This window comes from Kineococcus endophyticus (assembly GCF_040796495.1).
Taxonomy (GTDB): Bacteria; Actinomycetota; Actinomycetes; order Actinomycetales; family Kineococcaceae; genus Kineococcus; species Kineococcus endophyticus.
This window is the reverse complement of sequence record NZ_JBFNQN010000001.1, coordinates 431007-444696: the sequence shown is the minus strand read 5'-3', so window position 1 is coordinate 444696 and position 13690 is coordinate 431007. Positions and strand designations below refer to the sequence as shown.

The following is a 13690-nucleotide window of genomic DNA, read 5'->3' as shown; positions in this document are numbered from 1 at the left end:
ACCGCCCGTCCCACCCGGGAGGGCGGGACGGGCGGTCCGGGTGCGCGGGTCAGACGGAGAGGACCTTGGCGATCGTCCCGGTGCGCGCGCCCTCGTAGGCCGCGAGCAGGACGCCGCGGACGGCGATGCCCTCGGTCTCGGTGTGGATCGGGCGGGTGCCCTCGCGCAGGCAGTCGGCGAAGGCGCCGATCTCCTCGACGAAGGAGTCGACGTCCTCGAACTGGAACGTCTCCTCCTCCCCCGTCCGCAGCCGGTAGGTGACGGAGTTCGCGGTGCCCGTGAGCGATCCGAGCTCGCCCACCACGGAGAACTTCTCGGTGCCCGGGGCCGGGTCGTAGGCCCAGCTCGTCACCATCTGGCCCACGACACCGTTCTCGAACCGGACGAGCACCTGCGCGGAGTCCTCGCCCTCCATGAACTTCAGGCGGTGCGTCGAGAGGAACGCGGTCGCCTCCGTGGGCTGGGCGTCCGCGAGGTGCAGCAGCAGGTACGTCGGGTGGTAGCCCGTGTCGATGAGCTCGCCGCCGCCGCTCGTCTTGGCCGAGGCGCGCCAGCCCATGTTCGAGGGGTCGAAGTCGTTGTGGAAGCTGTCCGTCGTCCGCACCTCGTAGACGGTCCCGAGGATCCCGGAGTCCAGGAGTTCCTTCGCCTTGGCGACCGAGGGGAAGAACAGCTGGTTGTGCGCGCACATGAGGGTGACGCCGGAGGAGCGGACCGCCGCGGCGACCCGGGCGGCCTCGTCCGCGGTGAGGCACAACGGCTTCTCGCACAGGACGTGCTTGCCGGCTTCGGCCGCGGCGACGATGGCGTCGGCGTGCAGGTGGTGCGGCAGGCAGATGTCGACGGCGTCGATGTCCGCCGTCGCCAGCATCTCGCGGTAGTCGGTGAACGCCTGCGCACCGAGTTCCTCGGCGCGGGTGTTCGCCGCCTCCTCGACGACGTCGGCCACCGCGGTGACCCCGATCTTCGCGGCGTGCTCGCGGTACCCCTTGACGTGGGCGCGGGTGATCCCGCCCCCGCCGATGAGCCCGACCTTGACGGTTCCCTCGACGTTCTTCGCCATGCTCTCGTTCACTCCTTCGTCCCTGCTGCGTGGTTGGCCCGCACGACGAGGCGGGTGAGGTCGACGGCGCGCTGGAGGTTCTCGCTCGCCTGGGTCCCGGCGGCGGCGTGCTGCACCCACTGCGCGAACGCGTCGGGGGCGTCGTCGGGGACGGTGAGGTCCTCGGTGCGGCCGTCGGGGTAACGGCGCCACAGGCGCTTGCCGGAGTCGGTGTAGTGCACCGACCCCTCGGTGCCGTGGACGTCGATGGTGAAGGCGTCGTTGCTGACGAAACCGGCCTCGACGACGCCGATCCGGCCGTCGGAGTAGCCCACGGTCACGACGGCGTGGTCCTCGACGTCGCGGGGGGTGGCGTTGGCGTAGACCGCGCGGACCGTCTGCGGGTCGGCGCCGAGGAAGAGCTGCGTCAGGTAGACGGGGTGGCAGCCGAGGTCCGTCAGCGCGCCGCCGACGGCCGGTCCGGGGTCGAAGAACCGGTCGGGCAGCCAGCCCCCCGTCCCGTCGCCGCCGTGCACCGCCCCGTCGTGGGACAACCGGACACGGCCGTAGGTGAGGGTCCCGAGCTCCCCGGAGTCCAGCAGGTCGCGCACGGCGAGGGTGTAGCCGGCGTAGAGCCGCGGCAGGGAGACGACGAGGGCGAGCCCCGCGTCCGCGGCCTGGGCGACGAGGCGCTCGGACTCCTCGACGGTCGGGGCGAGCAGCTTCTCGGTGAAGACGTGCTTGCCGGCGGCCAGGGCGCGGGAGATGACGTCGGTGTGCGCCGTCGTCTCGGTGGTGACGGTGACGCCGTGGACGTCCTCGCGCGCCAGCAACGCGTCGAGGTCGTCGGTGAGCTCGACACCGAAGTCCTCCGCCAGCGGCCGGCCCAGCGACGGGTCGGGGTCGTAGGCGGCGACGAGGGTGGTGTCGGGGTGGGCTGCTGCGGAGCGGGCGTAGTCCTTGGCGTGGACGTGCCAGCACCCGAGCACGGCGACGTTCAGGGGTGGGTTCGCGACAGGCACGAGGGGTGTTCCTCCGGACGCTTCATCGGGTCGTGACGTGGCTTCACGCTAGGACATCCGGGTGCGGGTGCGGAAGGTCTGGGCCGCTCCGATCTGGGAACGTTCGCAGGACGCCCCGTCCCGTCCCCCTCACGGACCGTCGTGTGACGTTCATGTGACACGGCTGCAGATCCGCCGTCCGGGTGCCGAAGATGTCCGGTATGCGCGACCACTACGACCTCCTGGTCCTCGGTTCCGGCCCCGGCGGCCAGAAGGCGGCCATCGCGGCGGCCAAGCTCGGCAAGAACGCGGCCCTCGTGGACGGCGGCTCGATGATGGGCGGCGTCTGCGTCAACACGGGCACGATCCCGTCCAAGACGCTGCGCGAGGCCGTCGTGCACCTCACGGGCATGAGCGTGCGCGACGTCTACGGCGCGAACTTCCGCGTCAAGCAGGACATCACCATGGCCGACCTGTCGGCCCGCACCACCCACGTCGTGCGCCGTGAGGCCGAGGTCGTCCGCGACCAGCTCTCGCGCAACCGCGTCGACCTCTACGACGGCATGGCGCGCTTCACCGGTCCGAACAGCGTCGTCGTCGAGGCCCCCGGCGTCCCCGCCCGGCACCTGACGGCGGACAAGTTCGTCATCGCCGTGGGCACCCGTCCCGCCCGCCCCGCCGACGTCGACTTCGGCTCGGGCCGGGTCGTGGACTCCGACGGCGTGCTGCAGCTCGCCGAGATCCCGCAGACCCTCGTCGTCGTCGGCGCGGGCGTCATCGGCATCGAGTACGCGTCGATGTTCGCCGCGCTCGGCACCAAGGTCACCGTCGTGGAGTCGCGGCCGAACTTCCTCGACTTCTGCGACTCCGAGATCGTCGAGGCCCTGAAGTTCGAGCTGCGCGACCTGCGCGTGGCGTTCCGCCTCGGCGAGTCGGTCGTCAAGGTGCAGGCCGACGAGCAGGGCACCGTCACGACGCTGGCGTCCGGCAAGCGGATCCCCGCCGACACCGTCCTGTACTCCGCGGGCCGCCAGGGCGCCACGGACAGCCTCGACCTGGCCGCCGCCGGCCTCGAGGCCGACAAGCGCGGCCGCCTCGTCGTGGACAAGCAGTTCCGCACCGAGGTCGAGCACATCTACGCCGTCGGCGACGTCATCGGCTTCCCGGCGCTGGCCTCGACGTCGATGGAGCAGGGTCGCCTCGCGGCGTACCACGCGTTCGGCGAGCAGGTGAACTCGCTCATCGAGCTGCAGCCCATCGGCATCTACTCGATCCCCGAGATCAGCTACTGCGGTCACACCGAGGACGAGCTGACCCGCGCCGCCGTCCCGTACGAGGTCGGGGTCGCCCGCTACCGCGAGCTCGCCCGCGGCGCGATCGTCGGCGACTCGCACGGCAAGCTCAAGCTGCTCGTCTCGACCGAGGACCGCAAGCTGCTCGGCGTCCACGTCGTCGGGACGTCGGCGACCGAGCTCGTGCACGTCGGGCAGGCCGTCATGACGTGCGGCGGGACCGTCGACCACCTCGTCGACACGGTGTTCAACTACCCGACGCTGTCGGAGGCCTACAAGGTCGCCGCGCTCGACGTGACGAACAAGATGCGGGCCGCGGCGCGCTTCGACGTCTGATCCTCGCCCTCACCCTGCGTCACGTCGCGGGGCGGGCGGGGCGGGGTCGTTGACGCATCGGGCCGATAGGTCCGGCTCGTAGCGTCAACGACCCACCCCCCGACCCGCACCGCGGTGACGGAGGGTGAGGGGCGGGGCGGATCAGGCGGGGTCGTCGTCGCGGCCGCGCAGGCGCTTCCAGAACGCGCCCTTGCGGGGCTCCTCGGGTCCGACGGCGTGCTCGGCGGGGTCGGCCTTGCCGAGGACGAGGTCCTGGACGAGGTCGGGCCACACCGACAGCAGCAGCCCCGGCTTCGGGTCCTCGCCGCGGGTGCCGCCGGCCCAGGTCTGGCCCTCGATGGACTCCTCGCCGACGGTGAAGAGGACGAACTCGGCCTGCGGGACGGCGGCGGACAGGGTCTGCACGTCCTGCTCCCCCGTCGCCGGGTCGTGGGCGACGAGGACGGTGCCGATGCCCTTGACCGCCACGACGTGCGCGTGCACGTCGTGGGCCGGCAGCAGGTCGGCGAGCGCCCGGGCCTGCGCGACGCCCGCGACGATCACCGAGCGGACGGGCTTCTTGGGGCCGAAGGCCTTGGCGAACTCGGCGTCGAAGTCGAACTCGGGCACGTCGGGGGTCTCGTCGGTCACGGGGCGGTCCCCTCGAAGCGGGCGGACACGGCCTCGCCGTGGGCGGGAAGGTCCTCGGACTGCGCCAGCGCCACGACGTGGGGGGCGACCTCGCGCAGCGCGCGCTCGTCGTACTCCACGACGTGGATGCCGCGTAGGAACGTCTGCACGCTGAGGCCGCCGGAGAAGGAAGCCGTACCGCCCGTGGGCAGGACGTGGTTGGAGCCCGCGCAGTAGTCGCCGAGGGACACCGGGGTGTGCGGGCCGACGAAGACGGCGCCGGCGTTGCGCACCCGGGCCGCGACGGCGGCGGCGTCCGCGGTCTGCACCTCCAGGTGCTCGGCGGCGTAGGCGTCCACGACGGCCAGGCCGGCGTCGACGTCGTCGACGAGCACGATCGCGGACTGCGGGCCGCGCAGTGCCTCCTCGATGCGCCCGGCGTGCTTGGTGGCCGCGACCCGGTCGCCCAGGACCGCGTCGACGGCGTCGGCGAGCTCGGGCGAGTCGGTGACGAGGACGGCGGCGGCCATCGGGTCGTGCTCGGCCTGGCTGATGAGGTCGGCGGCGACGTGGACCGCGTCCGCCGTGGCGTCGGCGAGGACCGCGATCTCGGTCGGGCCGGCCTCGGAGTCGATGCCGACGGTGCCCTGGACGTACCGCTTGGCCGAGGCGACGTAGATGTTGCCCGGGCCGGTGACGACGTCGACCGGTTCGACGACGACCGCGCCGTCGGCGTCGCGGGCGCCGTAGGCGAACATCGCGATGGCCTGCGCCCCGCCCACGGCGTACACCTCCTCGACGCCCAGCAGCGCGCACGCGGCGAGGATCGTCGGGTGGCCCGAGCCGCCGAACTCCTTCTGCGCCGGGGTGGTCACCGCGATCGACCCGACACCGGCGACCTGGGCCGGCACCACGTTCATGACGACGCTGGAGGGGTAGACCGCCCGGCCGCCCGGCACGTACAGCCCGACGCGCCCGACGGGCACCCAGCGCTCGGACACGCGGCCGCCCGGGACGACCTCCGTCGTCGTGGTGCCGCGGAGCTGGTCGGTGGCCACGAGGCGGGCCCGCCGGATCGACTCCTCGAGCCCGGCGCGGACGTCGGGGTCGAGGGCGGCGAGGGCGTCGGTGAGCGCGTGCGCGGGAACGCGGACGTCGTCGGCGTGGACGCCGTCGAAGCGTGCGGTCAGCTCGAGCAGGGCGGGGACGCCGCGGGCGCGGACGTCCTCGCAGATCGGGGCGACGGCGGCGAGGGCGGCCGCGACGTCGACGTCGGCGCGCGGGACCACCGCGCGCAGCGCCATGGCGTCGAGGACCTGCCCGCGCAGGTCGATGCGGCGCAGGAGCGGGGCGGGGGTGCTCACGGGGCAGGAGTCTACGAGCCGGAGGTCCTAGGGTGGCCCGCGTGCCGCAACGCCTCCCGCTGTTCCCCCTGGGCAGTGTCCTGTTCCCAGGACTGGTCCTGCCGCTCAACGTGTTCGAACCCCGGTACCGGCTGCTCGTGCAGGACCTCGTCGGCGACCTGCCGGACACGGCCGGGCTGGAGACCGGGCTGGAGGGAGGCGGCGCCGACGGTTCCGGGGACCCCGAGGAGATGCAGGTGCGGGGCTTCGGCGTCGTCGCCATCCGGGCCGGGCACGAGGTCGGCACGGGCAACCTGCAGGCCCTGCACACCGTCGGCTGCGTCGCCCTGGTGCGCGAGGTGACCGAGACCGACGACGGTCGCTACGAGATCGTGACGGTGGGCGCGAGCCGCTTCCGCCTCGTCGGGATCGACGAGTCCGCCGGGACCCCCTACCTCACGGGCCTCGTGGAGCCGTTCGGCGACGACGACGTCGAGGACGACGACAGCGACGGCCGCCTCACGGTGCTGGCCGACGCCGTGAGCCGCACGTTCGACGAGTACCGCGAGGTCCTCGACATCGGCGGGGCCGGGGCGCCGGACGACCCGCGGGTGCTGTCCTACCTCGTGGCCGCCGCGGCGGTCCTCGACCTCGACCAGCGGCAGCGGTTGCTGGAGGCGCCGGACACCGTCAGCCGCCTGCAGGCCGAGCTCGAGGTGCTGCGACGGGAGATCGCCCTCATCGGCACGTTCGGGGCGGTGCCGGCGACGGAACTGCCCGTCTGGCCGGTCAACTCCAACTGAGGGGCGGAGCACCGTGGGCAAGCGGGCCGACGCCGGGACCCCGGCGCTGAAGCTGCTGGCCGAGCGCGCAGTCGCGCACACGGCGCACCCGTACGCGACGGGCGCACACGCGGGCGACGGCTTCGGCGACGACGCCGTGCGGGCCCTGCGCGAGGCGGGGGTGGACGTGGACGGGCACCGCGTGTTCAAGACGCTCCTGGCCGACGTCGACGGGCACCTCGTCTGCGCCGTCGTCCCCGTCGCCGGGATGCTCGACCTCAAGGCCCTCGCCGCGGCCGCCGGCGGGAAGAAGGCCGCCATGGCCGATCCCGCCAGGGCCCAGCGCAGCAGCGGGTACGTCGTGGGCGGCATCAGCCCGATCGGTCAGCGCACCGCCCTGCCGACGTTCGTCGACACCTCCGCGGAGGGTTTCGCGACGGTCCTCGTCAGCGCGGGCCGGCGGGGGCTGCAGGTGGAACTGGCCCCCGCCGACCTCCTCGCGGTGACGGGGGCCCGGGCCGCCCCGGTCAGCCGCCCGGTCAGCCGGTGAACAGGCGCGAGGCGCGCACGAGCGTCTCGACGACGCCGTAGGCCAGGGGGATCCCGACGAGCGCCCAGCCGGCGACCACCCGGCCCCGCGCGTTCACCGGGTCCCCCGCTCACTCGTCGCGGACCGTTCGGAGGGTTCGTGGAACCTCTCCGCCACCGGGCGGACGAGCAGGTTGGCGACGAAACCCACCGCCAGCACGGCGACCATCGTCAGCAGCGCGGGCCGGTAGGCGCTCGCGGTCAGGCTGCCGGGATCGCCCTGGGCGTCGAGGAAACCGTTGACGATGAGCGGCCCGGCCACCCCGGCCGCCGACCACGCCGTGAGCAGCCGGCCGTGGACCGCACCCACCTGGAACGTCCCGAACAGGTCCCGCAGGTAGGCCGGGACGGTCGCGAAACCCCCGCCGTAGAACGAGAGGATGACGACGGCGAACAGGACGAACAACGCCGTGCTGGTCTGGCCGAACGTCGCGAGCAGGAAGTACGCGACGAGCCCCACGCCGAGGTAGCCCATGTACACCGGCTTGCGCCCGATGACGTCCGACGTCGAGGACCAGACGAACCGCCCGGCCATGTTGGCCATCGACAGCAGCCCCACGAAACCCCCGGCCGCGGCGACCGAGACGGTGGAGGCGCCACCGGCGGACCGGAAGAAGTCCTGGATCATCGGCGAGGCCTGTTCCAGGATCCCGATGCCCGCGGTCACGTTGCAGAACAGGACGACCCACAGCAGCCAGAACTGCGGGGTGCGCACCGCGTTGCGCGCCGAGACGCTCGCGGTCGTCACCAGGGCCTTGCTGCGGACCGACGCCGGGTCGAAACCCTCCGGGGTCCAGTCGGGTGCGGGGACCCGGATCGTCGCCGCGCCGTAGCTCATGAAGAGCGCGTGCACGACGGCGAAGGTGAGGAACAGCAGGGCCACGGCCGACCCCGCCGGTGCGCTGCCGGTGACGGTGGAGTCGTAGGACGGGTCGTACAGCGAGAGCAGTCGCGTGGAGAGCGGGCTGGCGATGAGGGCGCCGCCGCCGAAACCCATGATGGCCATGCCCGTGGCGAGACCGGGCCGGTCGGGGAACCACTTGATGAGCGTGGAGACGGGCGAGATGTACCCGATGCCCAGGCCGATGCCGCCGATGACCCCGTAGCCGAGGTAGAGCAGCCACAACTGGCCGGCCGCGATGCCGAGCGCCCCCACGAGGAAACCCGTGCCCCAGCAAGCCGCGGACGCCGCCATGGCCTTGCGCGGACCGCTGCGGTCGACCCACGTCCCGCAGACGGCCGCGGACAGGCCGAGCATGACGATGGCGATCGAGAACACCAGACCGATCTGCGTCTGGCTCACGTCGAAGTGGCTGACGAGGGCCGTCTTGTAGACGCTCGTCGCGTACACCTGACCGATGCAGAGGTGGACCGCGAGGGCGGCCGGTGGGACGAGCCACCGGTTGAAACCGGGTGGGGCGACGGTGCGCTGCCGGTCCAGGACGGCCGGCGCGGCGAGTGGCGACACCAGGAGCTCCTTCGCTGTGGGTGTGCTGTGCTCGAGCTGTCCGCTCGGACGCCGAGCGTAGGTGAGGACCTGAGAGACCGACACCCGGAACACCGCGGCACGGGTCAACGAAGGACCCTGAGCGGGTGCGCGGCAGACGCACCGATGACGGGGCGAGGGGGCCTCGGCGGCGAGGGTCACCACGGGCACGACGAGGAGTGGGACGCCAGCTGGGACGGCAGGTACGACGGTGGGGAGGAGGTCCTCCACCGGGACCGGCATCGACAGAAGGGCGCAGTGGGTCCGCAGCTGCACGAAAGTTGCGGGGGACGTCCTCAGCCGCGGCGGCGACCAGCCCCGCGACGAGGCTCGGTCGGTCGCCACGGTCGTGCAGGCACCCGGCCACGGAAGCGCCCGGGGCCAGGAGCAGGACCAGACCGACCACGACCCTGACGGCAGTGGGTCGGTGACGAAGCACGACCACGCGACGAACGCGACGGCACCCGGCAGGGCTGTTCGGGTCGTCCGGATACGACAGCGCCAGTGGAGGTCATCCCGCCGAGCACGTAGGACGTTCCGCCACCGGGTCATTCCTGCGGAGCAGCAGACGGACGCCCGTGGACGGAGCTCGGGGGCGGGGTCAGGCCGCGAGCAGCGGCTCCCACCAGTCCGCGCGGTCGCGGTACCAGCGGACGGTGTCGGCCAGCCCCGTGGTGAAGTCGTGGACCGGGGCGTAGCCGAGCTCGTCGCGGATCTTGCGGCAGTCCACCGAGTACCGCAGGTCGTGGCCCTTGCGGTCCGGCACGTGCCGCACGCGGCTCCAGTCGGCGCCGAGCGCGTCGAGGACCCGCGCGGTGAGTTCGGCGTTCGTCAGCTCGGTGCCGCCGCCGATGTTGTAGACCTCCCCCGGCCGTCCCGAACGGACGACGAGGTCGATGCCGCGGCAGTGGTCGTCGACGTGCAGCCAGTCCCGCACGTTCGCCCCGTCCCCGTACAACGGCACCGACCCGCCCTGGAGCAGGTTCGTGACGAACAGCGGCACGACCTTCTCCGGGTACTGGTAGGGACCGTAGTTGTTCGAGCAGCGGGTCGTGCAGACCGGGACCCCGTGGGTGCGGCCGTAGGCGCGCACGAGCAGGTCCGCGGAGGCCTTGGAGGCGGAGTACGGGGAGTTCGGTTCCAGCGGGCTGTCCTCCGTCCAGGAACCCCGCGGGATCGAGCCGTACACCTCGTCGGTCGAGACGTGCACGAACTTCTCGACCCCGTGCCGGGCGGCGGCCTCGAGGAGGACCTGCGTCCCCGCGACGTTGGTGCGCACGAAGTCCGCACCGCCGGCGATGGACCGGTCGACGTGGGTCTCGGCCGCGAAGTGCACGACGACGTCGGCCGCGGCGACGAGCGGGTCGACGACGGAGGCGTCGGCGACGTCCCCGCGCACGACCCGCAACCGGGGGTCGGCGGCGACGGGGTCGAGGTTCGCGGGGTTCCCGGCGTAGGTGAACTTGTCGAGCACCACGAGTTCGGCGAGGTCGGCGGCGTCCGGTGCGCCGGGCGCGGCGGACAGCGCAGACCGGACGTAGTGGCTCCCGATGAACCCCGCCCCACCCGTCACGAGCACCTTCATGCGACCCAGCGTAGTGGCACAATCACGCCGCATGAGGGGGATCATCCTGGCCGGGGGTTCGGGCACGCGCCTGCACCCCATCACGCAGGCGACGAGCAAGCAGTTGCTCGCCGTCTACGACAAGCCGATGGTCTACTACCCGCTGACGACGCTCATGCTCGCCGGCATCCGCGAGATCCTCGTCGTCACGACCCCCCAGGACGCACCCCAGTTCCGCCGGCTGCTCGGCGACGGTTCCCGGTTCGGGCTGCAGCTGTCCTACGCCGAGCAGCCCGAACCCGGCGGTCTGGCCCAGGCGTTCCTCATCGGGGAGGAGTTCCTCGACGGCGGCCAGGCCGCTCTCGTGCTGGGGGACAACGTGTTCTACGGCCCGGGACTGGGTCAGCAGCTCGCCCGGTTCACCGGCGTCGAGGGTGCGACGATCTTCGCCTACCAGGTCCGCGACCCCAGCGCCTACGGGACGGTGGAGTTCGACGCCGCGGGGCGCGTCGTGGGGTTGGAGGAGAAACCCGCACGACCGCGCAGCAGCTACGCCGTCCCGGGGCTGTACTTCTACGACGCCGACGTCGTCGGCATCGCCCGGGGTCTGCGTCCCTCGGCCCGCGGTGAGCTCGAGATCACCGACGTGCACCTGGAGTACCTGCGCCGCGGGCGGTTGCACGTCGAGGTCCTGCCCCGCGGGACCGCGTGGCTCGACACGGGCACGTTCGACCAGATGCTCGCCGCCAGCAACTTCGTCGGGACGCTGGAGTCGCGCCAGGGCCTGAAGATCGGGTGCCCCGAGGAGGTCGCCTGGCTGCAGGGGTGGATCGACGACGCGGACCTGCGCGCCCGCGCCGCGGAACTGTCCAAGAGCGGGTATGGCGACTACCTCCTGGGCCTGCTGGACCGTCCCCGACCCCTCACCTGAGGGCGCCGGCCGCGGGCGCCCCCGCCGCCTCGAGGACCTCGGGGGCGGCGAGCGCCCACCGCGCCCTCCAGTCCGCCGGGGGTTCGACGCCGACGCGGCGCAACCCGTCGGTGTCGAGCACGGAGAACTCCGGCCGCCGGGCCGCGGTCGGGAACTCCGCACTGGTGACCGCGCGCACGGGGACGTCGGCCAGGCCCGCGCTCGCCAGCACGTCGCGGGCGACCGCGCACCACGTCGTGCGGCCGGCCGCGGTCGCGTGGTACGTCCCGGCCGGGGCCCGGGCGGCCACGAGGTCCACGACGACCCGGGCGACGTCGGCGGTCCACGTGGGCGCCCCCCACTGGTCGTCGACGCCGGACAGCGCGCCGCGTTCGCGCGCCAGCCGCAGGACGGTCCGGGGGAAGCAGCCGCCGGCCGCGCCGTACAGCCAGGCGGTCCGGACGACGAGCGCGTCACCGCCCTCGGCCCGGACGGCCTCCTCCCCCGCGAGCTTGCTGCGCCCGTACGCGGACACGGGCCCCGTCGGGTCCTCGACGCGGTACGGGCGCCGGGCCTCCGGGCCCCCGTCGAGCGCCCCGTCGAAACCCCCGTCGAAGACGTAGTCGGTGGACAGGTGCACGAGGCGCGCTCCGGCCGCGGCGGTGGCCCGGGCCAGCGTCCCGGCCCCGTCGGCGTTGACGGCGTGGGCCGCGGCCTCGTCGGACTCGGCGAGGTCGACGGCCGTCCAGGCGGCGCAGTTGACGACGACGTCGGCCCCGGCGAGGACCTCGCGGGCGCGCGGGGCGTCCAGCACGTCGAGGTCGGCGCGGCGCAGGGGGACGACCTCGGCGGTGGGGTCGGCGCGGCGCACGGCCCGCACGACGTCGGGGGCCAGCAGGCCGCCCGCCCCGGTCACCACCCAGCGCATGCGCTACCCCCTGTGACGAATTTCTAGAGTCCTGTGCACCGCCCAGCATACTGAGCGTCATCTGACCCGGTGCAGCTCTTGCTGACCGGGAGGAACTCTGCGGAACCGAGGAGTCACAGCGTGCACGTGGAAGAACTGGCCGTCCCGGGCGCCCTCGTCCTCAGCCCGACGCAGCACGACGACGACCGGGGGACCTTCCTGGAGTGGTTCCGCGCCGAGGACCTGCGGGCCGCGACCGGGCGCGACCTGACCCTCGCGCAGGCGAACTGCTCGGTCTCGGCGGCCGGCGTGCTGCGGGGGGTCCACTACGCGGACGTGCCACCGGGGCAGGCCAAGCACGTCTTCTGCCCGAGCGGGGCGGTCCTCGACGTCGTCGTCGACCTGCGGGTCGGCTCCCCCGCCTTCGGCCGCTCGGCCTCCGTCCTGCTCGACGACGTCGACCGCCGCGCCGTCTTCCTGCCCGAGGGGGTCGGGCACGCGTTCCTCGCCCTCGCCGAGGCCTCGACCGTCGTCTACCTGTGCTCCACGGGGTACGCCCCCGGCCGCGAGCACGGCGTGGACCCCTTCGACCCCGACCTCGCCCTGGTCTGGCCCACCACCGGGCGCGACGGCGCGCCGCTGGAGCTGCGGCTGTCGGACAAGGACCGCGCCGCCCCCTCCCTGCAGGAGGCGCTCAGGGCGGGGACCCTGCCGTCGTGGGAGGCGTGCGCGGCGCTGCGGTGACCCCGCCCCGGGCGTACTCGGCGTACGTCCACCCGAAGGCTCCGCCCGCCATCCCGATCCCGCGGGCCGCGGCCTTGGCCCCGCGGGCGTGCCAGCGGGGCCGGCGCAGCACCGTCCCCGCCGCGACCCCGGCCCCACCGGCCCCGGCGCGCAGGACCCCGGCCAGGCTCAGCCGGGCGCGCAGCGCCCACCGCCGCGCGGGGCGTCCGGGAAGCGCCAGCGACGTCCGCGACCAGCTGTTCCCGCTGCGCAACGCCCTGCGCAGCACCCACTCCCGGGTGGCCCGCGCCGCCGGGACGACGTCGGTGACGAGCGCCTCGTCGCACCAGACGAGCCGCAGACCGGCCGCGGTGAGCGAGCGCGTGAAGAGGGTGTCGGACCCGCCGCTGAGGCCGAACCGCTCGTCGAAGGCCGTCGGCAGGTCGACCTCGGCACCGCGCAGGACCCGCAGGTCCAGCAGGAGGTTGTTCGTCGCGGCGACCTCCACGACGGTGCCCGTCGGCAGCCGGCGCCGGGCGAAGAAGCCGCCCGCCGCGATCCACGGGTCGAGGGGGCCTTCGAAGGTGGAGACGACCGGGCCCACGACCCCGGCGAGGTGGCCGGACGGGGCGTTGCGCCGGTGCTCGGCGAGCAGTGCGTCGAGCCACCCGTCGGCCGGGCGCTCGTCGTCGTCGAGGAAGACGAGGAGGTCGGCGGGCGGGACACCCGGGACACCGGGGACGTCGGCCTCCGCCAGGGCCCGGTTGCGGGCGGCCGCGATGCCGGGGCGTGGTTCGTGGACGTGCCGGACGGGTGCGCCCGGGGTGGCGGCGGCCTGCTCGACGAGCTCGCGCGCGGAGGCGGCGGGGTCGTTGTCGACGACGAGGACGTCGGCCGGCGGGTGCGCGGCGGCGGCCTGCGCGCGCAGCCGGGGCAACAGCTCGGCGAGGTCCCCGGGCCGGCGGTACGTCAGGACGGCGACGACCGTCCGCGACACGCCGCCGGACCGTCGGTCACCGTGCGCTGCACCAGGATCGCGTTTCGTGACGTCCGCGGACTCCCCTGCCGACTGCACAACGTGTACCGTCCGTCTCTCTCCGCAGTTCG

Annotated in this window: 14 protein-coding genes; 5 read left to right on the top strand and 9 right to left on the bottom strand. The window is 73.6% G+C overall.

Going from position 1 to position 13690, the window contains the following annotated elements; translation table 11 throughout:
• Window positions 1-49: 49 nt before the first annotated feature.
• Both AB1207_RS02090 and AB1207_RS02085 read right to left on the bottom strand, forming a co-directional pair.
• Window positions 50-1063, bottom strand: coding sequence for a Gfo/Idh/MocA family protein (locus tag AB1207_RS02090; RefSeq protein ID WP_367636158.1), 1014 nt, complete (start codon window positions 1061-1063; stop codon window positions 50-52).
• 8 nt (window positions 1064-1071) lie between these two features.
• Window positions 1072-2064, bottom strand: coding sequence for a Gfo/Idh/MocA family protein (locus tag AB1207_RS02085; protein ID WP_367636105.1), 993 nt, complete (start codon window positions 2062-2064; stop codon window positions 1072-1074).
• 200 nt (window positions 2065-2264) lie between these two features.
• Here AB1207_RS02085 and sthA point away from each other — a divergent pair, with 200 nt between their 5' ends.
• Entirely contained in the window at window positions 2265-3671 is a 1407-nt protein-coding gene (sthA, locus tag AB1207_RS02080) for a Si-specific NAD(P)(+) transhydrogenase (RefSeq protein ID WP_367636104.1), read from the top strand.
• 141 nt (window positions 3672-3812) lie between these two features.
• Here sthA and AB1207_RS02075 read toward each other — a convergent pair whose 3' ends face one another.
• Both AB1207_RS02075 and hisD read right to left on the bottom strand, forming a co-directional pair.
• On the bottom strand, window positions 3813-4301 hold the full coding sequence (locus AB1207_RS02075) for a hypothetical protein (RefSeq protein WP_367636103.1): 489 nt from the start codon (window positions 4299-4301) through the stop codon (window positions 3813-3815).
• Window positions 4298-5584 carry a histidinol dehydrogenase gene (gene hisD, locus AB1207_RS02070; RefSeq protein ID WP_367636157.1) on the bottom strand — a complete coding sequence of 429 codons (1287 nt, stop codon included), beginning with the start codon at window positions 5582-5584 and terminating at the stop codon, window positions 4298-4300. Before hisD ends, AB1207_RS02075 begins: the two co-directional genes overlap by 4 nt.
• Window positions 5585-5685: 101 nt before the next feature.
• Between hisD and AB1207_RS02065 the strand changes: the two genes are divergently transcribed.
• Window positions 5686-6426 (top strand): LON peptidase substrate-binding domain-containing protein, encoded by a 741-nt coding sequence (locus AB1207_RS02065; RefSeq protein WP_367636102.1) that lies wholly within the window; start codon window positions 5686-5688, stop codon window positions 6424-6426.
• Between the two features lie 13 nt (window positions 6427-6439).
• Window positions 6440-6955 (top strand): Cys-tRNA(Pro) deacylase, encoded by a 516-nt coding sequence (gene ybaK / locus AB1207_RS02060; protein ID WP_367636101.1) that lies wholly within the window; start codon window positions 6440-6442, stop codon window positions 6953-6955.
• On the opposite strand, the gene AB1207_RS24480 is transcribed toward ybaK, so the two are convergent.
• The 3 genes from AB1207_RS24480 to rfbB all read right to left on the bottom strand — a co-directional run bounded on the left by AB1207_RS24480 (window position 6945) and on the right by rfbB (window position 10064).
• Window positions 6945-7052 (bottom strand): MFS transporter small subunit, encoded by a 108-nt coding sequence (locus AB1207_RS24480; protein ID WP_437178843.1) that lies wholly within the window; start codon window positions 7050-7052, stop codon window positions 6945-6947. The two genes, ybaK and AB1207_RS24480, sit on opposite strands and share 11 nt — an antisense overlap.
• A complete protein-coding gene (locus AB1207_RS02055; protein WP_367636100.1) occupies window positions 7049-8461 on the bottom strand; it encodes an OFA family MFS transporter in 1413 nt (470 codons plus the stop codon). The genes AB1207_RS24480 and AB1207_RS02055 overlap by 4 nt, the downstream gene beginning before the upstream one ends.
• Window positions 8462-9080: 619 nt before the next feature.
• Complete coding sequence (rfbB, locus tag AB1207_RS02050) at window positions 9081-10064, bottom strand: dTDP-glucose 4,6-dehydratase (RefSeq protein WP_367636099.1); 984 nt, start codon at window positions 10062-10064, stop codon at window positions 9081-9083.
• 31 nt (window positions 10065-10095) lie between these two features.
• Here rfbB and rfbA point away from each other — a divergent pair, with 31 nt between their 5' ends.
• Complete coding sequence (gene rfbA, locus AB1207_RS02045) at window positions 10096-10974, top strand: glucose-1-phosphate thymidylyltransferase RfbA (protein WP_367636098.1); 879 nt, start codon at window positions 10096-10098, stop codon at window positions 10972-10974.
• Here the strand turns inward: rfbA and rfbD are convergent.
• Complete coding sequence (rfbD, locus tag AB1207_RS02040) at window positions 10967-11881, bottom strand: dTDP-4-dehydrorhamnose reductase (RefSeq protein ID WP_367636097.1); 915 nt, start codon at window positions 11879-11881, stop codon at window positions 10967-10969. The two genes, rfbA and rfbD, sit on opposite strands and share 8 nt — an antisense overlap.
• A 120-nt stretch (window positions 11882-12001) precedes the next feature.
• Between rfbD and AB1207_RS02035 the strand changes: the two genes are divergently transcribed.
• On the top strand, window positions 12002-12604 hold the full coding sequence (locus tag AB1207_RS02035) for a dTDP-4-dehydrorhamnose 3,5-epimerase family protein (RefSeq protein ID WP_367636096.1): 603 nt from the start codon (window positions 12002-12004) through the stop codon (window positions 12602-12604).
• On the opposite strand, the gene AB1207_RS02030 is transcribed toward AB1207_RS02035, so the two are convergent.
• Window positions 12555-13580 carry a glycosyltransferase family 2 protein gene (locus AB1207_RS02030; RefSeq protein ID WP_367636095.1) on the bottom strand — a complete coding sequence of 342 codons (1026 nt, stop codon included), beginning with the start codon at window positions 13578-13580 and terminating at the stop codon, window positions 12555-12557. The two genes, AB1207_RS02035 and AB1207_RS02030, sit on opposite strands and share 50 nt — an antisense overlap.
• Window positions 13581-13690 lie beyond the last annotated feature (110 nt).